The 23,945-nt window shown below is 67.7% G+C and carries 17 protein-coding genes and 1 pseudogene; 11 read left to right on the plus strand and 7 right to left on the minus strand.

Annotated elements, in window-relative coordinates:
* Positions 1-39: 39 nt before the first annotated feature.
* Positions 40-2,145: a TonB-dependent receptor gene (locus tag E9536_RS23345; protein ID WP_136470839.1), complete on the minus strand. Its 2,106-nt coding sequence runs from the start codon at positions 2,143-2,145 to the stop codon at positions 40-42.
* 356 nt (positions 2,146-2,501) lie between these two features.
* Positions 2,502-3,203 carry a FadR/GntR family transcriptional regulator gene (locus tag E9536_RS23350; RefSeq protein WP_027792854.1) on the minus strand — a complete coding sequence of 234 codons (702 nt, stop codon included), beginning with the start codon at positions 3,201-3,203 and terminating at the stop codon, positions 2,502-2,504.
* A gap of 233 nt (positions 3,204-3,436) precedes the next feature.
* Here E9536_RS23350 and E9536_RS23355 point away from each other — a divergent pair, with 233 nt between their 5' ends.
* Genes E9536_RS23355 through E9536_RS23390 form a run of 8 tightly spaced genes read left to right on the plus strand, consistent with a single transcriptional unit; the run spans position 3,437 to position 12,665 of the window.
* Positions 3,437-4,981 (plus strand): sugar ABC transporter ATP-binding protein, encoded by a 1,545-nt coding sequence (locus E9536_RS23355; protein WP_136470841.1) that lies wholly within the window; start codon positions 3,437-3,439, stop codon positions 4,979-4,981.
* Entirely contained in the window at positions 4,974-6,005 is a 1,032-nt protein-coding gene (locus E9536_RS23360; RefSeq protein ID WP_027792852.1) for an ABC transporter permease, read from the plus strand. Before E9536_RS23355 ends, E9536_RS23360 begins: the two co-directional genes overlap by 8 nt.
* A gap of 42 nt (positions 6,006-6,047) precedes the next feature.
* On the plus strand, positions 6,048-6,995 hold the full coding sequence (locus tag E9536_RS23365; RefSeq protein ID WP_059699561.1) for an ABC transporter substrate-binding protein: 948 nt from the start codon (positions 6,048-6,050) through the stop codon (positions 6,993-6,995).
* Between the two features lie 36 nt (positions 6,996-7,031).
* Positions 7,032-8,048: an aldo/keto reductase gene (locus tag E9536_RS23370; RefSeq protein ID WP_059699559.1), complete on the plus strand. Its 1,017-nt coding sequence runs from the start codon at positions 7,032-7,034 to the stop codon at positions 8,046-8,048.
* Positions 8,045-8,920 carry an amidohydrolase family protein gene (locus E9536_RS23375; protein ID WP_081066322.1) on the plus strand — a complete coding sequence of 292 codons (876 nt, stop codon included), beginning with the start codon at positions 8,045-8,047 and terminating at the stop codon, positions 8,918-8,920. Before E9536_RS23370 ends, E9536_RS23375 begins: the two co-directional genes overlap by 4 nt.
* 22 nt (positions 8,921-8,942) lie before the next feature.
* Positions 8,943-9,953 carry a zinc-binding alcohol dehydrogenase family protein gene (locus E9536_RS23380; protein ID WP_027792848.1) on the plus strand — a complete coding sequence of 337 codons (1,011 nt, stop codon included), beginning with the start codon at positions 8,943-8,945 and terminating at the stop codon, positions 9,951-9,953.
* 31 nt (positions 9,954-9,984) lie between these two features.
* Positions 9,985-11,145, plus strand: coding sequence for a mannitol dehydrogenase family protein (locus E9536_RS23385; protein WP_136470843.1), 1,161 nt, complete (start codon positions 9,985-9,987; stop codon positions 11,143-11,145).
* Positions 11,142-12,665: an altronate dehydratase family protein gene (locus E9536_RS23390; protein WP_136470845.1), complete on the plus strand. Its 1,524-nt coding sequence runs from the start codon at positions 11,142-11,144 to the stop codon at positions 12,663-12,665. Before E9536_RS23385 ends, E9536_RS23390 begins: the two co-directional genes overlap by 4 nt.
* A 222-nt stretch (positions 12,666-12,887) precedes the next feature.
* On the opposite strand, the gene E9536_RS23395 is transcribed toward E9536_RS23390, so the two are convergent.
* Positions 12,888-14,474 (minus strand): methyl-accepting chemotaxis protein, encoded by a 1,587-nt coding sequence (locus E9536_RS23395; RefSeq protein WP_136470847.1) that lies wholly within the window; start codon positions 14,472-14,474, stop codon positions 12,888-12,890.
* 291 nt (positions 14,475-14,765) lie between these two features.
* Between E9536_RS23395 and E9536_RS23400 the strand changes: the two are divergent.
* A pseudogene (locus E9536_RS23400) lies at positions 14,766-15,740 on the plus strand (methyl-accepting chemotaxis protein); the annotation flags it as partial.
* A 186-nt stretch (positions 15,741-15,926) separates the two neighbouring features.
* Here E9536_RS23400 and E9536_RS23405 read toward each other — a convergent pair.
* The 3 genes from E9536_RS23405 to E9536_RS23415 form a co-directional block, all read right to left on the minus strand.
* Entirely contained in the window at positions 15,927-17,105 is a 1,179-nt protein-coding gene (locus E9536_RS23405) for a fumarylacetoacetate hydrolase family protein (protein WP_027792844.1), read from the minus strand.
* A 31-nt stretch (positions 17,106-17,136) separates the two neighbouring features.
* Positions 17,137-18,918, minus strand: a complete 1,782-nt coding sequence (locus tag E9536_RS23410) for an IlvD/Edd family dehydratase (RefSeq protein ID WP_048027410.1) — start codon at positions 18,916-18,918, stop codon at positions 17,137-17,139.
* 188 nt (positions 18,919-19,106) lie between these two features.
* The gene (locus tag E9536_RS23415) at positions 19,107-20,144 is read right to left on the minus strand and encodes a LacI family DNA-binding transcriptional regulator (RefSeq protein WP_174392705.1); all 1,038 of its coding nucleotides are present in this window, start codon (positions 20,142-20,144) and stop codon (positions 19,107-19,109) included.
* A gap of 297 nt (positions 20,145-20,441) precedes the next feature.
* Here E9536_RS23415 and E9536_RS23420 point away from each other — a divergent pair, with 297 nt between their 5' ends.
* On the plus strand, positions 20,442-21,788 hold the full coding sequence (locus E9536_RS23420) for an MFS transporter (RefSeq protein ID WP_136470849.1): 1,347 nt from the start codon (positions 20,442-20,444) through the stop codon (positions 21,786-21,788).
* A 177-nt stretch (positions 21,789-21,965) separates the two neighbouring features.
* On the opposite strand, the gene E9536_RS23425 is transcribed toward E9536_RS23420, so the two are convergent.
* Entirely contained in the window at positions 21,966-23,132 is a 1,167-nt protein-coding gene (locus tag E9536_RS23425; protein ID WP_136470851.1) for a pyridoxal phosphate-dependent aminotransferase, read from the minus strand.
* Between the two features lie 53 nt (positions 23,133-23,185).
* Here E9536_RS23425 and E9536_RS23430 point away from each other — a divergent pair, with 53 nt between their 5' ends.
* Positions 23,186-23,836 carry a GntR family transcriptional regulator gene (locus E9536_RS23430; RefSeq protein ID WP_226113078.1) on the plus strand — a complete coding sequence of 217 codons (651 nt, stop codon included), beginning with the start codon at positions 23,186-23,188 and terminating at the stop codon, positions 23,834-23,836.
* Positions 23,837-23,945 lie beyond the last annotated feature (109 nt).

Here is a 23,945-nt window from a genome sequence, read left to right on the forward strand (position 1 = left end):
TGACGCGCATGAGGCGCGGCGCAGGCCGGCCAACCCCCGCTAGAACGTGTAGGCGAGCGACGCGAACAGGCTGCGCGGCGCGCCCGGCGTGACCCACAAGCTGTTGTAGGAGCTGACGTAGGTGGTGCGGTTGAACAGGTTGTTCAGCACGACCGACGCACGCAGGTGCTTGTTGACCTGCACATAGCCGTTCAGCTGCACGGTCGCATAGGCCGGCAGCTCGAACCCGTCCTGCGTGTTCGCGGTATTGCCGGCCCGGCGCCCGACGTAGATCAGGCCGGCGCCGGCACCGGCCTTGTCCGCGAACGGTACCGCGGTTTCGTACAGGAGCAGCGCGCTGCCGCTCAGGCGCGGAATGTCGACGAGGCGTGCGCCGGGTGTCAGCACCGCGTCGTGCGTGACTTCGGCGTCGACGTACGCAAGGTTGACGAGGCCGCGCACGCCGTGGCCGAGATCGCCGTTCCATTCGAATTCGACGCCGCGGCTGCGCACCTCGCCGGCCGCGCGCGAGAAACCGGCGTTCGCCGGATCGGCGGTCAGCACGTTGCGCTTGGTGACGTAGAACGCCGCGACGGTCGCGAGCCAGCGCGCGCCGGCCCATTTCGCGCCGGCTTCGTAGCCGTGCCCCTTCTCCGGATCGAACGCGCGGCCGTCGACGTCGGCGCCGTTGTTCGGCCGGAACGAATACGCGGTGTTCGCATAGAGCGACAGGGTGGGGCTCATCTCGTACACGATGCCGATGCGCGGACTCAACGCGGTCTGCACCTGGCTGCTCGTCGTGCCTTTCAGGCGGTTCTCGACCGACTGGTGGAAGCGATCCCAGCGCAGCCCGGCGAGGATTTTCCAGTGCGGGCCGAACGCGAGCGTGTCCTGCGCGTAGAGCCCCTGGCCGTCGTCGCGCTCGAGCAGGTTGGTCGCAGTGCGCGGTGTGGGCGCCGGCTGCCCGTAGACGGGATCGAAGATGTCGATCGCATACGGCGCGGCGGCCGTGGGCGTCGAGCGCGCGACGAACTGGTCGTAGTTGAAGCGGTATGCATCGACGCCCAGCACGAGCGTGTGGCCGATGCCGCCGGTGCGGAACTTGCCGGCCGTTTCGATGCGGCCCTGCAGGTCGTTCGAATGAAACGCGACTTGCCGGTAGCGGCGCCACAGCGTGCGGCCGTCCGGCTGCAGCGCGAATGCCTCGGACGAGCGGCCGGACAGGTCGGTGGTGCGCTGCGCGAACCCGGCGTTGACCGACCAGTTCGCATCGACGCGATGCTCGAGCGTGAACTGATGGCCCGTGTTGCGCACGTCGTAGTCGCCGTCGCGCGGCTCGCCGAGGAAGCGCGATGCGGGAATCGCACCGAGCTGCCCGCCCACCGCGACCACGCCGCGATCGAGCGGTGCGCGCTGGCGCGCACTCTCGAATTCGTAATGAAGCGTCGTATCCGCACCGATGTCCCACGTGAACGACGGCGCGAACAGGTAGCGTTTGCTCGACACGGTATCGCGGAAGCTGCCGTTGTTCTCGTTCATCGCGACGAAGCGGTACGCGAGCGACTTCGTCACGGGGCCGGTCGAATCGAGCGTCTCGCGCAATGCGCCGTAGCTGCCGGCCGACACGCCGACGGTGTTCGCGCGCGCGAACTGCGGCTGCTTCGTCGTGTAGCTGATGAGCCCGCCCGGATCGCCGCGCCCGTACAGCGCCGACGCGGGCCCCTTGAGCACTTCCATGCGCTCGAGGTTGGCGGTGTCGCGCGGCACGCTGATCCCGCGATTCCACGAAAAGCCGTTGACGAGGTAGTCGGTGCCGGACGTGTTGCCGTCGCCGGCGAAGCCGCGCACCGCGTAGTTGTCCCAAAGACCGCCGAAGTTGTTCTGCCGCGCGACGCCCGCGACCCAGTCGTACAGGTCCTCGCCACGCGTCGCCGCGACCGTGCGCACGAGTTTCGCATCGACGCTGCTGACCGCGAACGGGATCTCCATCACGTCCGCCTCGCTGCGCGTCGCGCTCGTCGAGTCGCGTGTGCGAAATGGCGCGCTTGCGCGCTGCCCAGAGATCTCGATGGCAGGCAGCGTCGCCTCCTGCGCGTCGGCCGTGCCCACGCCTGCCGTGCCGACGACGATGGCCATCGGTGCGGCCGCCCAGTTCCTCCTGCTCATACCTCTCCCTTTCGTGTCGTTCGCGTTCGGGCACGGCGGGCGGCCTTGCGCCGACATCGGTGTTCCAAACAGTACATTTGCGCGGCAATTTAATGCAAATGAGAGGCATTTGCAATCGTAATTTTGAGGATTGGTACGGGGAGCGAAACGGTGGGGCGCACGGATGCGAGCGAGGGGATGGGTGGATTTCCTGAAATGCCGAACGGCAGGGAAAACAAACCATGGCGTGGTGACGGCCGGATAGCGCTTTCGTCACGCCTGCGCGAGAAATATGAGTGAAATTGCAGGGGGCACGGCGCCACGCGATGCACGACACCGCGCTCGCCGACGCGCGCCGGCGCCCGTGCGTGTTCAGCTCAATCCGGATCGGCTTTCAGCCCACCCTCGATCCACCGCGCTTCCGACGCGCGAAGATGCGCGCGAATGGCCGTCTGCGCGGCGATCGGATCGCCGGCCTGCAACGCGAGCAGCACGTCCTCGTGCTCGCGCACCGCGGCGGTCCACGTCTGCGGATTCTCCGCATGGCCGCGCATCGCGGCCGCGATCGGGTCGTGGCGGCTGTCGAACAGCTCGCCGACGAAGCGGGTGAGCACCGAGTTGCCGGCGGCTTCCGCGATCAGCATGTGGAACTGCCGGTCGGCTTCGACCGGGGATTTGCCGGCCTCCGCGAGCCGCTTCATGCGCTGAACGGTGCGGCGCAGCCGCTCGAGCATGGCGGCCGTCATCCGCGCTGCGGCCAGCGCGGCGACGCTGCCTTCGACGGCCGCGCGAGCCTGCATCAATTCCGACGGACTGTCGCCGAGCGTGGCCATCGGGCCGACAGCGTCGGCGGCCGTATCGCGCACATAGACGCCGGAGCCCATCCGGATTTCGATCTGCCCGCCGATTTCCAGCGCGATCAGCGCCTCCCGAAGCGACGGCCGCGACACGCCGAGCGTCAGCGCCAGCTCGCGCTCGGGCGGCAGCCGCTCGCCGATCGCGAATTCGCCCTGGCGAATCAACGCGACGATCTGGGCCGCGACCGATTGGTAAAGCCGCTTGGGTTCTGTCGATTTCATCCGAGTGATAGGGATCAATGCGCTTCGGGCGCAAGCGCGTGTCGCGGAGTCTATCACGCCGGACGCATCGCCCCGTGTAGCGGCGCGTTCATCCGGATGTCCGGGTTTTCACTATTGGTAAGATCAGATGTGAATAATTAAATTGGCTTGACCAAAATGGCTTTGATTGCTGTAATTCATCCAAATTGGACTGACCGGTTAGTGTCGAGGTCGATCCATCCCCAGGAGACGCAATGGCAATGCCTCGCAATCTGCCCGGTCAGGCCGCGCAGGACGAACCGGACCGGGAGATCCTGCGCCTGGACGGGATTCGCAAGCGCTTCCCCGGCGTCCTCGCGCTCGACGGGATTCGCCTCGACCTGCGCCGCGGCGAGGTGCATGCGGTGTGCGGCGAGAACGGCGCAGGCAAATCGACGCTGATGAAGATCATCAGCGGCCAGTACCTGCCCGACGACGGTGTCGTCCACTATCGCGGCGCGCCGGTGCGGTTTCATTCCGCCTCCGAAGCGCAGGCGGCCGGCATCTCGATCATTCATCAGGAGCTCAATCTCGTCCCGCACCTGAGCGTGGCGGAGAACCTGTTCCTCGCGCGCGAGCCGCGGCGCGGGCCGTTCGTCGATACGAAACGCATGAACGCGGAGGCGGCGCGCTGCATCGCGCGCATCGGCCTGAACGTCGCGCCGACGACGAAGGTCGGCGTGCTGTCCATCGCGCAGCAGCAGATGGTCGAGATCGCGAAGGCGCTGTCGCACGATGCGCGTGTGCTGATCATGGACGAACCCACGTCGTCGCTGACCGAAACGGAAACGGTGCAGCTGTTTCGCATCATCGAGGAACTGCGCGCCGACGGCGTGGCGATTCTGTATATCTCGCACCGGCTCGACGAAATGGCGCAGATCGTCGATCGCGTGACGGTGCTGCGCGACGGGCGCCACATCTCGACGGACGCTTTTGCCGACGTGAGCATCGACGACATCGTCGCGCGCATGGTCGGACGCACGCTCGACGACGCCTATCCGTCGCGGCAATCGGTGCCGACCGACGAGGTGCTGCTGGACGTGCGGGACCTGCGCCGCGACGGTGTGTTCGGGCCGGTGTCGTTCGCGCTGCGCCGCGGCGAGATCCTCGGTTTCGCGGGCTTGATGGGCGCCGGGCGCACCGAGATCGCCCGCGCGATCTTCGGCGCGGATCGCCCCGACGGCGGCACGATCGGGCTGCACGGCCGGCCCGTGACGATCCGCTCGCCGCGCGAGGCGATCCGGCACGGCATCGCGTATCTGTCGGAGGACCGCAAGAAGGAGGGTCTCGCGCTGCCGATGCCCGTCGCGGCGAACCTCACGCTCGCGAACGTGCGCGGCATCACGTCACGCTTCGGATTCCTGCGCTTCAACGACGAACTCGACGTCGCGCGCCGCTACGTGCAGGACCTCGCGATTCGCACGCCGTCCGTGCACCAGCGCGTCCGAAACCTGTCCGGCGGCAACCAGCAGAAGGTCGTCATCGGCAAATGGCTGTACCGCGGCTCGAAGATCCTGTTCTTCGACGAGCCGACGCGCGGCATCGACGTCGGCGCGAAATTCGCGATCTACGGGCTGATGGACCGGCTCGCCGCCGACGGCGTCGGCGTGGTGCTGATCAGTTCGGAACTGCCCGAACTGCTCGGCATGACCGACCGGATCGCCGTTTTTCACGAAGGTCGATTGACCGCATTTCTCGATACGAAACACACCAGTCAGGAGGAGATCATGCACTACGCGTCGGGGCGTTCCCATGCTTGAAATGACATCCGATCGAAGCCAGGCCGACGAACGGGCGGCGCGACAGCGGCGGCGCGACCTGATCCAGAAGTTCGCGGCGCTGGGCAGTCTCGTCGTGCTCGTGTTCGCGTTCTCGATCTCGAGCGCGGCGTTCTTCTCGGTCGACAACCTGATGACGGTCGGCCTGCAGGTCACGTCGATCGCCTATCTGGGCGTGGCCGCCACCTGCGTGATCATCACGGGCGGCATCGACCTGTCGGTCGGCTCGGTGCTCGCGCTGTCCGGCGTGTGCGCGGCGCTGCTGGTCAAGGCCGGCGCGCCGGTGCCCGCGGCGATGGCGGCCGGCATCCTGGTCGGCGCGCTGTGCGGGCTCGTCAACGGCATCTGCGTGACGCAGATGGGCCTGCCGCCGTTCATCGCGACGCTCGGCATGATGCTCGTCGCGCGCGGCATCGCGCTGCAGATCACCGGCGCGCGGCCGGTATCGGATCTCGGCGATGCGTTCGGCGCGCTCGGCAACGGCGCGCTGCTGCGGATCTCGCGCATCGGCGCGGACGGGTTCCCCGACACGACCTTTCCCGGCATTCCGTATCCGGTCGTGATCATGGTCGTGCTGTTCGTCGTGGTGTCCGTGCTGCTGTCGAGAACGTCGCTCGGCCGCCATATCTACGCGGTCGGGTCGAACGCGGAAGCCGCCCGGCTGTCGGGCGTGAACGTGCAGGGCGTGAAGCTGTTCACCTACGTGCTGTCCGGCGCGCTCGCGGGCGTGACCGGTTGCGTGCTGATGTCGCGGCTCGTCACCGGGCAGCCGAACGAAGGCGTGATGTACGAGCTCGACGCGATCGCCAGTTCGGTCATCGGCGGCACGTCGCTGATGGGCGGCGTCGGCACGATCTCCGGCACGGCGATCGGCGCGTTCGTGATCGGCGTGCTGCGCAACGGCCTGAACATGAACGGCGTGTCGAGCTTCATCCAGCAGATCATCATCGGCGTCGTGATCCTCGGCACGGTGTGGATCGACCAGTTGCGCAATCGCCGGCCCTGACCGGCAGCAAGCAGTCCCTACCAACGAGAAGCGGAGCGAGACATGAACAAATCCATCCTGCTGGCGGCATCGGCGTGCGTGTTCGCGGTGTGCAGCAGCGGCGCGTATGCGGCGGGCGGCGAGATCGCCGTGATCGTCAAGACGGTCAATTCGAACTACTGGCAGAACGTGCAGAAGGGCGCGAAGGCGGCGCTCGGCGGCGCCAAGGGTTACACGATGACGTTCCAGGGCCCGGCGGCCGAGTCCGACATCAGCGGGCAGGTCAACATGGTCGACAACGCGGTTACGCGTCATGTGGCGGGCATCGTGCTCGCGCCGTCCGATCCCGATGCGCTCGTGCCCGCGATCAAGAAGGCGTGGGAAGCGCACATTCCCGTCGTGCTGATCGACTCGGCGATCGCGGACGCGGGCAAGCCGTACTACCAGGCATTCCTGTCGACCGACAACGAGAAGGCGGGCGCGTTGTGCGCGAAGGCGCTGATCGACCGCGTCGGGCAGTCGGGCAAGATCGCGATCATGTCGTACGTACCGGGCGCGGGCTCCGAGGTCAGCCGCGTCGGCGGGTTCCGCAAGTACATCGAGAGCCATTCGAAGCTGCAGGTCGTCGGCCCGTACTACTCGCAATCGCAAATGGCGACCGCGCTGAACCAGACGACCGACGTGCTGTCGGCGAACCCGGACCTGAAGGGCATCTTCGGCGCGAACGAGCCGACCGCAGTCGGCATGGGCCGTGCGCTGAAGCAGTCGGGCAAGGCGGGCAAGGTGGTGGCGATCGGGTTCGACGGCAACGAGGACCTGCAGGGCTTCGTGCGCGACGGCACCGTGCAGGCGATCGCCGTGCAGGGCTCGTGGCAGATGGGGAACCAGGGCGTGCGCACGGCGCTCGACGTGATCGAGCGCAAGCCCGCGCCGAAGCTGATCGATACCGGCGTCGTGATGGTCGACAAGCAGAACCTCGATTCGCAGGCAGCGAAGAATGTCCTGTACTGATCGCCCGTCCCGCTTGCACGCATCGAGTCACCACTCATGAACGCAAACGATACGCGCACCTTGCCGCGCAGCGGGCTGACGGTGTCCGCGCTCGGCCTCGGCTGCTCGCAGCTCGGCGGCCTTTATCGGCCGATGTCGGCGGCCGACGCCGCCGCGCTGGTCGACGCCGCGTGGGCTGCCGGCCTGCGCTACTTCGACACCGCGCCGTATTACGGCTACACGCTGTCCGAGCGGCGCGTGGGGGCGGGGCTCGCTCCGCGCGAGCGCAGCGCGTTCACGCTCAGCACGAAGGTCGGGCGGCTGATGCGCGCCGACGCGAGCGTGCGGCCGGGCGACGACGGCTGGGCCGAGCCGCTGCCGTTCCGGCCCGTCTACGACTACAGCTACGACGGCATCATGCGCTCGCATGACGACAGCCGGCAACGGCTCGGGCTCGCGCGGATCGACATGCTGTACGTGCACGACATCGGCGCGATGACGCACGGCGATCGTCATGCGCACTACTGGGAACAGTTGACGCGCGGCGGCGGGTTTCGCGCGCTGGATGCGCTGCGCGCCAGCGGCGAGATCGGCGCGTTCGGTCTCGGCGTGAACGAATGGGAAGTCGCGGCCGACGCGCTGAACGAAGCGGCGCTCGATGCGGTGCTGCTGGCCGGCCGCTACACGCTGCTCGAACAGACGGCGCTCGAACCGCTGCTCGACGCGTGCGCCCGTGACGGGACGGCGATCGTGATCGGCGGCGTGTTCAATTCCGGCCTGCTCGCCGGCAACGGCAAGTTCAACTATGCGGACGCGAGCGCCGACGTGATCGACAAGGCCACGCGGCTCGGCGCGCTGTGCAACCGCTTCGACGTGCCGCTTCCCGCCGCGGCATTGCAGTTTCCGTTCGGTCATCCAGCCGTCGTATCGTGCGTGGTCGGCGCGCGCAGCGTGGCGCAGTTGAAGCAGAACGTCGACTGGTTCGAGCGTCCCGCGCCGGCCGAACTGTGGGATGCGCTGCGCGACGAAGGGTTGATCGCGGCGCACGCGCCGGTTCCGGGAGCCCACGCATGACCATGCGCATCGACGCCCATCAGCACTACTGGCGCATCGACGCACGGGCCGGCTGCTGGCCGCCGGCCGAACTCGATGCGATTCACCGGGATTTCGGCCCGGCCGATCTGGCGCCGCTGCTCGACGCTGCGCGCATCGACACCACCGTCCTCGTGCAATCGCTGCCGAGCGAAGCCGACACGCGCTTTCTGCTCGATCTCGCGGACGAAACGCCGAGCGTCGGCGCGGTGGTCGGCTGGGTCGACCTGAAGGCCGACGACGCACCGGCGCGGATCGCGGCGTTTGCGTCCGCGCCAAAGGCGCGCGGCTTGCGACCGATGCTGCAGGATCTGCCCGACGACACGTGGATCGACGATCCGCGGCTGGATCGCGCGGTCGCCGCGATGCTCGAGCACGGGCTGCGTTTTGATGCACTGGTGATGCCGCGTCATCTCGATGCGCTGCATGCATTCGCGCGACGCCATCCGGATCTGCCGATCGTGATCGACCATGGCGCGAAGCCGTTCATCGAGCGCGGCGAATGGCAGCCGTGGCTGTCGGCGATGGGCCGGCTTGCGCGCCTGCCGAACCTTCATTGCAAGCTGTCCGGCCTCTGGACCGAAGCAGGGCCGTCGGCTGGGCCCGACGCCGTGCGCGCGCGCACGCGGCCGTATGTCCACGCGCTGGCCGAGCTGTTCGGGCCGACGCGCCTGATGTGGGGCAGCGACTGGCCGGTGCTGCGGCTGGCGTCGGCGTGCGGCGGCTACGGCGAATGGCTGGCCGCGTGCGAGGACGATTGCGCACGGTTGCTCGGCGCCGCGGCGCTGGACGGCCTCTTCGGCGGCAACGCACACCGCTTCTACCGGATCGACACCGCACGCCACGACGAATGAACCAGAACGAAAGGAACCCGACATGCTCAGCGTGATTTGCGAATCCCCCGGCGTGCTGCGCGTGCAGCAGCGCGAACTGCCCGTACGCGGCAGCGGCGAAGTACTGTTGCGCGTGCAACGGGTCGGCATTTGCGGCACCGACCTGCATATCTTCACCGGCAACCAGCCGTACCTCGACTATCCGCGCGTGATGGGCCATGAGCTTTCGGCGGTCGTCGTCGAGGCGGAACCCGAGTCGGGGCTCGGCGTCGGCGACGCGGTGTACGTGATGCCGTATCTGTCGTGCGGGCACTGCATCGCCTGTCGGCACGGCAACACGAATTGCTGCGTGAACATCAAGGTGCTCGGCGTGCATCGCGACGGCGCGCTCGCCGAATACCTGAGCGTGCCTGCGCAGTTCGTTCACAAGGCCGACGGCATTTCGCTCGACCAGGCGGCGATGCTGGAATTCCTCGCGATCGGCGCGCATGCGGTGCGGCGCGCGGACGTCCGCGCCGGGCAGCGCGCGCTGGTCGTCGGCGCCGGGCCGATCGGCATGGCCGCGATGATCTTCGCGAAGCTGCGTGGCGCCGACGTCACATGCCTCGACACGCGGGCGGATCGACTGGCGTTTTGCCGGCAACATCTGACGGTTGATGCGACCGTGGAGGTGGGCGAGGATGACGCGGCGCGTCTCGCGGCGTTGACGAACGGCGAGTATTTCGATGCGGTGTTCGACGCCACAGGCAACCTCGATGCGATGAATCGCGGTTTCGAATTCGTCGCGCATGGCGGCAAATACACATTGATCTCGATCGTGCGCGGGCACGTCGCCTTTTCGGATCCCGAATTCCACAAGCGGGAAGCCACGCTGCTCGCGAGCCGCAATGCGACGGCCGAGGATTTCGCGACGGTGCTCGACGCGATGCGCGGGGGGCGTATTCCGGACCGCGCGCTGAACACGCACCGGATGCGGCTCGAAGAGGTGCCGGATGCGCTGCCGCGTTTGCTCGATGCGGGGCAGACCGTCGTGAAGGCGCTCGTCGAATGCTGATCGATCGAATCCGGCACGCGGAGCGCATGCGATGACGCCGCCGATCCTCCAGTTCGGCACGAGCCGCTTCCTGCTCGCGCACGTCGACTTGTTCGTCTCGCAGGCGCTGGACGACGGCAACGCGATGGGCGGCATCGGCATCGTGCAGACGACCGGCAATCCGGCCAGCCGCGCCCGCATCGACGCGCTGCGCGCCACCGGTCGCTATCCGGTGCGGATTCGCGGGCGCGACCGCGGCGGCGTGGTCGACGAAGTCGTCGAGTGCCGCGCCGTGCATCGCGCGTGGGACGCCGAGCACGACTGGGCGGAGATACGCGGTGCCGCGATCGAGACCGTACGCGTCATCGTGTCGAACACCGGCGACGCAGGGTATCGCGCCGATCCACGCGACACCGTGGACCTGCTGGCCCAGCAGGAGCACGCACCGCACGGCTTTCCGGCGAAGCTGCTCGCGCTGCTGCATGCGCGCTGGCAGGTGCGGCCCGATGACGGCGTCTCCATCCTGCCTTGCGAACTGGTGACGGACAACGGCGACACGCTGCGCGACATCGTGCTGGACCTCGCGCGCCAGTGGCGGCTGCCCGACGCGTTCGCCGACTATCTGGGCAACCGCTGCGTGTGGGTCAACTCGCTCGTCGACCGCATCGTGTCCGAGCCGCTCCATCCGGTCGGCGCGATCGCGGAGCCCTACGCGCTGTGGGCGATCGAGCGGCGTGCCGGCATGGCGCTGCCGTGCACGCATGCTCAGGTCGTCGTCACCGACGATTTGCGCAGCCACGAGCGCCTGAAGCTGTTCTTCCTCAATCTCGGGCACAGCTGGCTCGCGGAGCAGTGGCTCGCGGCGGGGCGCGACGCATCGGAAACGGTGCGGGACGCGATGAACGATGCGCGGTTGCGCGACGGTCTCGAAGCCGTGTGGCGCGATGAAGTCGCGCCGGTATTCGTGGCGCTGGGCTTGCGCGAAACGGCCGAACACTACGTCGACAGCGTGCGCGAGCGCTTTCTCAATCCGTTTCTCGCGCATCGCATCGCCGATATCGCGGTCAACCATCGCGAGAAGGTCGCGCGGCGGATCGAGCCGCTGCTCGCGCTCGCCGATTCGCTGGCGCTGGCGGCCGAACAACCGCGGTTGCGGCAACTCGTCGCCCGCTGCGAACCGGTGGCCGCAACGACAGGGAGAAGACCATCGTGAAGCAACCGACCATCGTGATCCTTCACGGCAACGATAACGTCGCCGTCGCACTCGATGCGCTGGCGCCGGACGTGCCGATCGACGTGCACGGCGCACCGCTGCGGCCGGCGGCCGCGATACCGGCCGGCCACAAGATCGCCACCACGCCGATCGCGCGTGGCGACGCGATCGTCAAATGCGGGCAGCCGATCGGCGTCGCGCTGCGGGACATCGCCGCGGGCGAGCACGTGCACGTGCATAACGTCGGGATGCCTGAGCGGCATGCGCACGACGACGGGCCGGCGGGCGACACGCACGACGTTCCGGCCGATCGCCGCGATACCTTCGACGGATTCGTGCGTCCCGACGGCAGCGTGGGGACGCGCAACTACGTTGGCGTGATCGCGAGCGTCAACTGTTCGGCGAGTGTCTGTCATGCGATCGCCGATGCATACCGGCACGGCGCGCTCGACGCGTTCGGCCATGTCGACGGCGTCGTCGCGATGACCCATCAGAGCGGCTGCGGCATGTCGGCGACCGGCGACGGCATCGAACTGCTGCGACGCACGCTCGTCGGTTATGCGCGCAACCCGAATTTCGCCGGCGTGCTGCTCGTCGGCCTCGGTTGTGAGGTCAACCAGGTCGGCGCGCTCGCGCAGCGGCTCGACGCGGCGGCACCCGGTACCGTGCGCACGCTGGTGATCCAGGACGAAGGCGGCGTGCGCGACACCGTGGCCAAAGGCGTGTCGATCGTGCGCGAGTTGCTGGAGGCGGCCGACGGCGCGCGTCGCAGCGCCGTGCCGGCCTCGCGGCTGACGGTCGGCCTGCAATGCGGCGGCTCCGACGGTTACTCGGGCATCACCGCGAATCCGGCGCTCGGCGCGGCCGTCGATCTGCTGGTCCGCAACGGCGGCACCGCGATTCTGTCCGAGACGCCCGAGATCTACGGCGCCGAGCATCTGCTGATCGCGCGAGCGGCGTCGCGCGACGTGGCCGAGCGTCTGCTCGGCAGGTTGCAGTGGTGGGAGCGTTACGTCGCCGACAACGGCGGCGAAATGAACAACAACCCGTCGCCCGGCAACCTCGCCGGCGGCATCACGACGATTCTCGAGAAATCGCTCGGCGCTGTGTCGAAGGGCGGCCGCTCGCCGCTGCGCGCGGTCTACGACTATGCGGAGCCGGTGCGGCAAGCGGGGCTCGTGTTCATGGATACGCCCGGTTACGACCCGGTGTCGGCCACCGGGCAGATCGCCGGCGGCGCGAATCTCGTGTGCTTCACGACGGGCCGCGGTTCGGTGTTCGGCTCGAAGCCGGTGCCGACGATCAAGATCGCGACGACGACCGGCCTGTACGAGCGGATGCAATCGGACATGGATTTCGACAGCGGCGGGATCGTCGCCGGTTCGCTCTCGGTCGGCGAAGCGGGCGAGCGGCTGTTCCGGCTGATGCTCGACGTTGCCTCCGGACGACGATCCCGCAGCGAGGACAACGGCATCGGCGAACGCGAGTTCGTGCCGTGGCTGCGCGGCGCGGTCATGTGACGCGAAAGGCGACATGCGACCGCGTGCGCAATCGGACAGGAGAAGCCGCGATGGAAACCCGCATGAGCGAGCCGGCGATCGGCGAAATCGGCCGCGACGATCATCTCTCCGACCTGGAGAAGGGCTTGCTCGGCGAAGCGCTGCGCTTGCTCGCCGAGACGCGCGCACGGGCGCTCGAACTCTGTGTCGAGGTGAGCCGGCGGCAGGGCGGCGGGCGCCGACCTACGCGCTGGCCATGCGCGCGTCGAGCCGGAACAACGAGACGGCCTCGGCAAGCCGGTTTCCCTGTTCCTCGAGCGACTTCGAGGCGGCGGCTGCCTGCTCGACGAGCGCCGCATTCTGCTGGGTGACCTCGTCCATTTGCGTAATGGCGAGATTGACCTGCTCGATGCCGCGACTCTGTTCGCTCGACGCCGCGGCGATTTCGCCCATGATGTCGGTCACGCGCGAGATCGCATGCGTGACCTCGCTCATCGTATCGCCCGCGTTGTTCGCGATATGCGAGCCGTCCTCGATTTTCCGGACCGATTGCGAGATCAGCTCGCGAATTTCCTTCGCGGCGCTCGACGAACGCTGCGCAAGACTTCTGACTTCGCTTGCCACCACCGCGAAGCCGCGGCCCTGTTCGCCGGCGCGGGCAGCCTCCACGGCCGCGTTGAGCGCGAGGATGTTGGTCTGGAACGCGATCCCTTCGATGATCCCGGTGATCTCGGCGATCTTGGCGGAGCTCGCGCTGATGTCGGTCATCGTGTCGACCATCAGGCCGACCGCCGAGCTGCCGCGCTGCGCGACCTCCGATGCGTTGTTGGCCAGGCCGCTCGCCTGTTGCGCATTGTCGGCGTTCAGGCGCACGGTGGAGGTCAGTTGCTCCATGCTCGACGCGGTTTCCTGCAACGACGCGGCCTGCTGTTCGGTGCGGGACGACAGGTCCTGGTTGCCGGACGCGATTTCGCCGGCGCCGGTCGCAACGTTGTCCGATGCGGTACGGACTTCCGAGATCAGGCGGATCAGGTTCGCCTGCATGTCGCGCATCGAAGCCAGTACGCTGCCGGCCGGCGCGGCGCCGGTCGTGGCTTCGGCGCCGAGATTGCCGGCGGCGATATGGCCGGCGATATCGCTGAGCACGGCGGGCTCCGTGCCCAGCGAGCGCAGCAGGCCGCGGGTGATGACGAGGCCCGAGAGCGCGGCCGCGGCGGCGGCGGCGATGCAGATCGCGATCAGCATCAGGCGTCGCGAGGTATAACGGTCGTCCGATTCCTTCACCAGTTGATCGGCCCGCGCGCGCGAGTACGTCGCATACGTGTCGGTGGCCGCGACGAGCTGGGCCAGCAGCGGTCGGCACTGTTCGTTGATCATCGTGATCGCCTGATCGCGCCGGTTGTTCGCCGCCGCGTCGACGATGGCGCGCGCCACGGGGCCGTACTGCGCCTCGACCGCCCCGATTTGCCGAACCAGTTCGCGCGCCTTGTCGGATGCGCTGCTGCCCTCGCGGACCGCATTCGTCAGTTCGCCCATCAGCGCGCCGACTTCGTGGTCGGCCTGCAGCGCCGCTTCCTTCTCGATGTCCGCGTCGCGCGGGCTGGCCGCGAGGACCTGGTTGCGGGCGGCGATCGCGCGCCGGTCGACCGCGAAGCGAATCTTGTCGGCCAGGTTCGCGCGGGCGTTGGTGCCGTTGACATAGTCGTCGAATGCCGCGTTCGCGTTGCCGAGCGAGACGATGCCGACGATGGAGACGAGCACGACCGTACACGTAAGAAGTCCGAAAGCCATGATCAGCTTCGTGCGAACGGTTAATCGTCGATCGTTCATGGGAGGAATCCGGTTGTGGTTATCAAATAGATTTCCTGATTAACGGAATGGTGAAAGAAAGGTTTAGGACCGGCGCTGCGGGGCAATCGTTTGCGGGTTGCCTGTCGTCAAAATAAATCCGACCGCGATCCGCATTCGTCACGCTGAGCCGGAGAACGGCGCTGTTTTCGCCCGCCGGGCCGTTAAACGGATCAGGTTCGCCTTGTTCAGCGATCCCATTTCAATCACGCGGTAACGGAGACCGAAGTCATCATGCTGTCATCAATTCGCGCACGGATACTTGCGACGTGTGTCGCCATCATCGCGGCGGCGCTGGTCGGCGCGATGACGAGCGCGGCCTTCAAGCACATCCTGATAGTGCGCGACGCGCTCACGGACGTCTCGAGCGGCAGCGGCGATCTGACGAAGCGCCTGCCGGCCGACGGCGCGGACGAAGCCGCGCAGATCGCGAGAGCGTTCAACGCGTTCGCCGAGAAGATCAGTACGATCCTGCGGCAGATCCGCGATTTCAGCACGTCCGTGAACCTCGCGAGCGCCGAGATCGCGCAGGGCAACCGGGATCTGTCGGCCCGCACCGAACACGCGGCGTCGAGCCTGCAGGAAACGGCCGCCGCGCTCGAGGAGATCGCCGGCACGGCCCGCAACCCGGCCGATGCGGCGAGCCAGGTGAACCGTCTGGCGGAATCGGCGTCGGACGTCGCGCTGCGGGGCGGCACGGTCGTGCGCGACGTCGTGTCGACGATGAACGACATCACGCAGGCGTCGGCGGAGATCGCCAACATCGTCGGCGTGATCGACGGTATCGCGTTCCAGACCAACGTTCTCGCGTTGAACGCCGCCGTCGAGGCGGCCCGCGCGAACGAGCACGGCCGCGGCTTCGCGGTCGTCGCCGGGGAAGTGCGTGCGCTCGCGCAGCGCAGCGCGCAGGCCGCGGGGGAAATCAAGCAGCTGATCCACTCATCGGTCGAGAAGATCGGGGGCGGCTCCGGGCTCGTGCAGACGGCCGGTGCGACGATGGACGAAATCGTCGACGGCGTGCGCAACATCACGAGCGTGATCGCCGAAATCAGCGTCGCCGCGAAGGAGCAGAGCACGGGGCTCGAGCAGGTGAATCAGGCGGTGTCGCAGCTCGACGATACGACGCAGCAGAACGCGGCGCTGGTCGAGCAATCGGCGGCTGCCGCGACGTCGCTGCGCGAGCAGGCGGCCCGGCTCGCGCAGACGGTCGGCGAGTTCAGGCTCGCGGAGCGCGCGGTGGCGGCGTGACGGTTCGCGTGACGGGGCCGGCGGGCCCCGGTTTCATGCGGCGCGGCGAAGCCAGTCCGGCTGGCGCACCCGACGACGACGGGCGGGATTTCGTTCGTATCCTGCACCGGTCCGCTGTACGTCGCCCACGCCGTGGCTGACTGCGATCGATCACCCGTGGGGAGGCCGGTGTTGCTGCCGTTCCGCTCAGGCAAGCAGCCCGCGTGCCGCCAGATTCGCATACAGCGCGCGCACGCCGAAGGTCCACGGCGCGATCTCCGTGCAAAGCCGCACGGTGTTGACGAGTGCGCCGAGCGCGGGCGTGGAGATCGTGACGCGGTCGCCGAGGTGATGCGTGAATCCGCCGCCGGGCGCGTCGCGATCCTGGATCGGCGAGAACATCGTGCCGAGGAACAGCATGAAGCCGTCCGGATATTGGTGATGCGCGCCGCAGGTCTGCGCGACGAGGTCGGTCGGGTCGCGGCTGATCTCGCGCATATGGCTGATTCCGTCGAGTACGAAGCCGTCGTCCGCGCCTTCGACGCGCAGCGACACGCTGCATGCCCGCACGCTGTCGAGCGTGAAGCCGTCGTCGAACAGCCGCACGAACGGGCCGATCGCGCACGAGCCGTTGTTGTCCTTGCATTTGCCGAGCAGCAGCGCCGAACGGCCTTCGATGTCGCGCAGGTTCACGTCGTTGCCGAGCGTCGCGCCCACCGGCCTGCCGTCACGGGCGACCGCCAGCACGATCTCCGGTTCCGGGTTGTTCCACACCGACACGGGCAGCAGCCCCACGTCCGCGCCGAAGCCGACCGCCGACATCGGCTGCGCCTTGGAGAACACCTCCGCATCCGGGCCGATGCCGACTTCCATGTATTGCGACCATGCGCCGCGGCGTTCGAGCTCCGCCTTCAGGCGCAGCGCGGCTTCCGAGCCCGGCACGATCTTCGATAGATCGGTGCCGATGGTCGCGGCGATGGTGTCGCGAACCTCCCGCGCTTTGGCCGGATCGCCGCCCGCCTGTTCCTCGATCACGCGCTCGATCAGGCTGACCGCAAAGGTCACGCCGCACGCCTTGATCGCCTGCACGTCGCACGGCGCGAGCAGGTGCGTCGCGCCCGGCGTGCCGTCCAGCGCGGCCTGCAACAACGGCTCGACACGGCCGAGCGATTCGCCGGCAGCGGTGCGCGCGATGGCGACTGCATCGGGGCGATCGAACAGGTCGGCGGTGGTCGGCACGGTGCGTGTGATGTCGAACACTTCGCCGCCGCGCACGGCGACGACGCTCGGGCCCGCGTGGGCGCCGTCGTGCCGCCAGACGCGGCCGATCAGCAGCGCGTGGTCGAGGTCGTGCGGCAGGCAATCGGAAACGGAAGGCGTATGCATGGTCAGCTCGGCAAGAGTCGGGGGCGGTGGGTCAGTGCGAATGGCGCGGGTTGCCGCGCTGCTCGATCACCTTCAGGTACAGCGTGGCCGGTTCGAGGCAGCCGCCGGTGGACAGCTGGCCGACGAACCGGCGATAGAGTTCCTGCCACGGCGTTTGCGCCTGCGGCACGGTGAAGCTTTCGGTTTCGCGGCGGCGCGCGAGTTCGTCCTCGTCGACGAGCACGTCGACGCTGCGGCGATTCAGGTCCACGCGCACGCGATCGTTCGTGCGCAGCAGCGCGAGGCCGCCGCCGACCGCGGCTTCCGGCGACATGTTCAGGATCGACGGGCTGGCCGATGTGCCGCTCTGGCGTCCGTCACCCATGCACGGCAGCGACGTCACGCCGCGCTTCACCAGTTCGGCAGGCGGCGCCATGTTCACGACTTCGGAACTGCCCGGGTAGCCGACCGTGCCGCAGCCGCGGATCACGAGGATGCAGCGCTCGTCGATGTTCAGCGCGGGATCGTTGATGCGCGCGTGATAGTCCTCGGGGCCGTCGAACACGATCGCGCGCGCCTCGAACGTATTCTCCGCGCCCGGCTCGGACAGGTAGGTGCGGCGGAACGCGTCGCCCACCACCGACATCTTCATGATCGCGCTGTCGAAGAAGTTGCCCGACAGCACCATGAAGCCGGCGCCATGCTTGAGCGGCGCATCGGGCGTGCGGATCACGTCGCGGTCGGCGTCCTGCGCGGTGTCGGCGATCTCGCCGATCGCGCGGCCCGATACGGTCAGGCAGTCGCGCCGCAGCAGCCCGGCCGAATCGAGCTGGCGCAGCACGGCGGGCACGCCGCCGGCGCGGTGGAAGCTCTCGCCGAGGTAGTCGCCGGCCGGCATGCAGTTGACGAGCAGCGGCACCGATTCACCCAGGCGCTGCCAGTCGTCCAGGCTCAGTTCGACGCCCATGTGACGCGCAATCGCGATCAGGTGCGGCGGGCAGTTGGTCGATGCGCCCAGCGCGGACGCGACGACGATCGCATTCTCGAATGCCGCGCGCGTCATGATTGTCGACGGGCGCAGGTCTTCCCGAACGAGCTCGACCGCGCGCTTGCCGGTCGCGTAAGCCATCTGGCCGCGCTCGCGATAGGCGGCGGGAATGCTCGCGCAGCCGGGCAGCGACATGCCCAGCGCCTCGGCGAGGCTGTTCATCGACAGCGCGGTGCCCATGGTGTTGCAATGGCCGATCGACGGCGACGAGGCCGTGGTCAGCTGCATGAAGCCTTCGTAGTCGATCTCGCCCGCCGCGAGCAGGTTGCGCGCATGCCAGATCACCGTGCCCGAGCCGACCCGCTTGCCCTCGTGCCAGCCGTCGAGCATCGGGCCGCCCGACAGCACGATCGCGGGCATGTCGACGGTGGCGGCCGCCATCAGGCACGCGGGCGTGGTCTTGTCGCAGCCGGTCGTCAGCACCACACCGTCCAGCGGAAAGCCGTGCAGCACTTCCACCAGCCCGAGGTACGCGAGATTGCGGTCGAGCGCGGCGGTGGGCCGGCGGCTTTGCTCGGCGAGCGGATGCACGGGGAACTCCATCGGAATGCCGCCCGCGTCGCGGATGCCCGCCTTGGTGCGTTCGGCCAGCTCGATGTGATGGCGGTTGCACGGCGCGAGGTCGCTGCCCGTCTGCGCGATGCCGATAATGGGGCGGCCCGACTGCAGTTCCTCGCGCGTCAACCCGTAGTTCATGAAGCGCTCGACATAGAGTGCCGTCATGTCCGCGTGCGCGGGGTCGTCGAACCATTCCTGGCTGCGCAGGCGGCGAGGGGTGTGTGACATGGCAGGCTGTCTCCTGAGGGGCCTTTGTCATTCTGCATGCCGGATGGTACCGGTAACATAGTTTGGATGTTAGCACGGGTTTTTTGCGCAGCGGAAGGGATTTCGTGCGCGCGTGGCGACGGAGAGGGGCAGGGGCCGGTACGAAGCCGCGCGCGTCGCGTCTTGGGATGCGTGCGGCCGTCGGCCCGTCAGGCGCTTTCCCGCGCGATGATCGTGTAGTCGATACGGATGCTTTTCGATTCGGTCCGCTCGCCGCCGTCACGCGCTTGCAGCGCCGCCAGCAACGCTTCGCCCGTGCGCAGCCCGATGCCGTACGCGTCGACCGATACGGTCGTGATGGTCGGATGGCAGCATGTCGCCACTTCGAAGTTCCCGAAGCCGGCCACGGCGATATCGGCCGGCACGGCGAGCCCGCGCCGGTGACACTCCATGATCGCGCCGAACGCCGACATGTCGCTCACGCACATCACCGCGTCGGTATCCGGCCATTGCTCCAGCAGCGCGGCCATCGCCGGCCCGCCGTGGCTCATCGTGATCGGCGATTCGCCCAGCCGCACGACGCGCGGTTCGCCCAGCCCCTGCGCCTTGATCTCCGCCTGGTAGCCCTTGAGCCGGTCCAGGCCGCGGCGATCCAGTTCGCTCGCGCCGACCAGAAAGCCGATGCGCCGGTAACCGCGCTCGGCCAGGTGGCGCACCATCGCACGGGCGGCGCGCACGTTCGAGAAGCCGACGGCGGTGTCGATCGGGCGCGTGGGCAGGTCCCACATCTCGACCACCGGAATCGCCGAGCGCTCCAATACCTTGCGCGTCGCATCGGTGTGCTGCGACCCCGTCAGCGCGATGCAGCGCGGCTGGTGTCGCAGCATCGACCGGACGAGCCGTTCTTCCCGTTCGAGGTCGTAGTCGGTATCGCCGAGCAGCAATTGCAAACCATGCGGCTCGAGTGCATCGGTCAGGCCGCGCACGGTGTCCGAGAAGTTGGAACTCGACAGCGACGGCACCAGCACCGCGACGAATTCCGAGCGCCCCGACGACAGCGCACCGGCAGCGGCATCCGCCACATAGCCGAGCTGGTCGATGGCCTCGCAGACCCGTGCGCGCGTCTCGGCGGCCACGCTGTGGCCGGCGAGCACGCGCGACACCGTCATCTTCGATACGCCGGCGAGGCGCGCTACGTCGGACATGCGGGGCGGCCCGGCGGGCCGGACGGCGGTGGGACTGGGCATCGGAATCGCGATCGGGAGGAGGCAGGAAAGGCTACATCATACCGGTGCGGCATACCGCGCAGGCGGGGCGCGGCGTGCCCGCCGCGGTGAGAGTCGCACTAGGGAAACCACGCGTTCGGCGGCGCTTGTACACGCGTGTCGCCGCATGCTACCGTCGAATGTGTTACCGGTATCAGCTTGCCGATCGCTCCCGTCGCCTCGTCGGCTTTTTTTGGGCACCGGATGTTATCGGTAACATCGATGCGCGCAGCGCACGCGACGGTACGAAGAAGATCGACACAATCAGGAGACAGACCGATGCCATCCCTTACGCAGGCCGCTGCCGCACCGGCCGCGGCCGACTCGTCCGAAGACGCCCTTTACCGCAAGGTCATGCGGCGCATCCTGCCGTTGCTGCTGCTCTGTTACGTCGTGGCCTACCTGGACCGCGTGAACGTGGGCTTCGCGAAGCTGCAGATGCTCGACGACCTGAACCTGAGCGACGGCGTCTATGCGCTCGGCGCCAGCATCTTCTTCTGGGGCTATTTCCTGTTCGAGATGCCCAGCAACCTGCTGTTGCACCGCTACGGCGCGCGCTTCTGGATTGCGCGGATCATGATCACGTGGGGCATCGTGTCGTCGTCGATGGCGTTCATCGTGCCGCTCGCGCAGTTCTTCCACGTGCAGACGACCACGATGTTCTACACGCTGCGCTTCCTGCTGGGGCTGTGCGAAGCGGGTTTTTTCCCGGGCGTCATCCTGTACCTGAACTACTGGTTCCCGGCGCGGCGCCAGAGCGTGGCGATGTCGGGCTTCCTGGTCGCGATCCCGCTGAGCCTGACGCTCGGCAGCGTGCTGTCCGGCTGGCTGATGGAGCAGACGCACGGCCTGTCGGGCATGAGCGGCTGGCAATGGATGCTGCTGCTCGAAGGGCTGCCGTCGATCGTGGTGGCGTTCATCGTGCTGGCCTGCCTCGGCGACGGCCCGCAGACGGCGAAGTGGCTGTCCGCCGACGAAAAGGCGGTGCTGTCGCGCAACCTCGAATCCGAGGCCGCGCACAAGTCGCACAGCATCGGCGCCGCGCTGCGCAGCCCGCGCGTCTGGTTGCTCACCTTCATTCTGCTGACGTTCAATACCGGTTTCTACGGGCTGGCCTTCTGGCTGCCGTCGATCATCCGCGCGTCGGGCGTGCACAGCCCGCTGCACATCGGCGTGCTGACGGCCATTCCGTACCTGACGGCGATCTTCGCGATGGTGTGGAACGCGTCGCACTCGCGCAAGACCGGCGAACGCCGCCTGCATGCGGCGATTCCCGCGCTGATCGGCGGCGTCTTCCTGATCCTGAGCGCGGCGTTCGCGCACAACGTGGCGCTGTCGATCGTATTCCTGACCATTGCCACCTGCGGCATCCTCGCGCTGATGCCGATCTACTGGACCTTTCCGGGGCAGATCCTGTCCGGCACGGCCGCGGCCGCCGGCATCGCGCTGATCAACTCGGTGGGGAACCTGTCCGGCTTCACGGGCTCGATGATCACCGGCGTCGCCAAGCAGATGACCGGCAACATCAACAACGGGACTTATGCGCTGGGGGCTTGCCTGCTGGTCAGCTGCGTGTTGATCGCGTCGATTCCGCGCGATATCCTGCGGCCGCCGGTGGCGCGGTAGGGCGTTCGCGCGACGTTACGTCCGGCCGGGGCTGGGGCATCGCGCCGCCTCGGCGCCGGATGCATCACGTCACGCGGATCGATCTTGTGTGAGTTTGCTCGACCACCACACGCGGAATTCCGGCTACTTCCAGCCAGGGACGCCCGGCGCGCGACTCTGCTTTCTCGTGAGCGGCCGTCATGCGTCCTCCAGTGCGAAGCGCACCTTGTCCCCGAGCGTGCGCAACCGGTCGACCGGTTCGTTCGAGAACACGAAACGGACGTACTGCTCGCCGTGGGCGACGCCCCATCCGGTCATGGCCGTCGCACATACGCCGTGGCGCAGCAACCGCTCCGACATCTGCGATCCGGTCAGACCGAAATCGGCGACGCGCAGCAGCATCGACCAGCCGCCCGCCGGCATGCCGAACGGGAGTCCCGACAGTTCGGCGGCGACCGTATCCCGCCGTCTCTCCAGTTCGCTCACGTAGCCAGGCAGATCGGATGCGGAATGTTCGAGCGCAACCGCCGCGGCCTCCTGGGCTATGCCGACCGGTACCACGACATTGGCGAGCGACACGGCCACCAGATCCGGAATCAGCCATTCCGGCGCGACGATCCAGCCGACCCGCCAGCCGATCATGCGCAACTCTTTCGACGCCGCGCCGACCGTGACCGTACGCTCGGCCATGCCGGGCAGGCCGGCGGGATGGATGACCGTACGTCCATCGAAAAGCAGCCGTTCCATCGCGCTGTCGAGGATCAGCAGCAGATCGTTCTGCACACACAGGCTCGCGATCACTTGCCAGTCGGACGCATCGAAGAAGCCGCCCGAAGGCATCGACGGCGACATCAGCAGCATGGCCCGCGTTTTCGGACCGATTGCTGCCCGCAGTGCCGTCTGGTCCAGCTTCCATTCGCTGCCCGGCGTGAAGGTGAACGGGACTTGCTTAGGCACGCCGCCCGCCAGGCGGATGCGGTTCAGCAGACCGGCGTACGTCGGATCGGTGACGATGACTTCGTCGCCCGTCTCGACGGTGGCGAGCAGCGTATTCAGAATGCCGGAGAGTCCACCCGCCGACACCACCACCTGGTCGGCCGTGAAGCGCTGCCCCGAAAGCGCCGACACGTGGGCGGCAGCGCTCGCGCGCAGCCGGTCCTGACCGACGAAGGGCAAATAGGAGTTGGCCGAGTCTCGCTGGATGGCTTCTCGGGTGAAGGCGAGCGATTCCGAAGTGGGGGGGAGGTCGGTATCGAGATTTTCGAGTCGCAAAAGGTCGACGTCGGCATGATCGGCGATCGACCCCATGCGATCGACGCCGATGCCGGCAATGTGCTGCAGACGGACAGGGCGGTGGCGGTGCATCGGACCTCCGATCTTGTTACAATTTTATAGATAATATATGCATGGTGGTCGGGATGAACTTTGAAGTCAAGGAGGAGCGCTCGCTGGCCGATCGGATCGCTATCGCATTGGCGGACCGCATCATCTCGGGCGTCATCGCGCCGGGGGAGTGGCTGCGTCAGGACCACATCGCGGCAGAGTTCGGCGCGAGTCATGTGCCGGTACGCGAGGCGTTCAGACGGCTGGAAGCGCAGGGGTTGGCCGTGGTGGAACCGCGACGAGGCGTGCGGGCGGCGCCGCTCGAGCCGGCGGACGTGCTTGAAATGGCCAAGATGCGTGCTGCTTTCGAGGCGCTGGCGTTGCGTGAGGCGATTCCCGCGCTCGATGCACGGGCGCTGGAGGAACTCGATGCGATCCTCGATCAGGAGGCCGCGGCGCGTGGCATCGCCGTGCTGGGCACGCTGAATCTGAGGTTTCATCGGGCGTTGACCGCGCCGTGCGGGATGCCGCGGCTCGTCGCCGCGATTGGCGACATGCATCGGGCCAGTTCACGGCATCTGTATGCGACGTGGCAGCAGCTCGACTGGCAGGATCGCTCGAACGACGAACATCGGGACATCGTTCGGGCGATACGCGAGGGGAATGTGGACGCGGCGTGTGCGGCGCTGTCCGCGCATATTCTGGCTGCGGGGGATGCGCTGGCACAGGCGTTGCGTGGGCGGTAGGGATGTGGGTCAGGCCGGGGGCATTGACCGGTGCGGAAGGCTGGTATGGGGAATGGCTGGCGTTTTCTCTGGGGTAGCCATAGTCAAACGCGTCGGGCTGCATCCGGCC

This window comes from Burkholderia sp. LS-044 (assembly GCF_004803625.1).
GTDB lineage: Bacteria > Pseudomonadota > Gammaproteobacteria > Burkholderiales > Burkholderiaceae > Burkholderia > Burkholderia cepacia.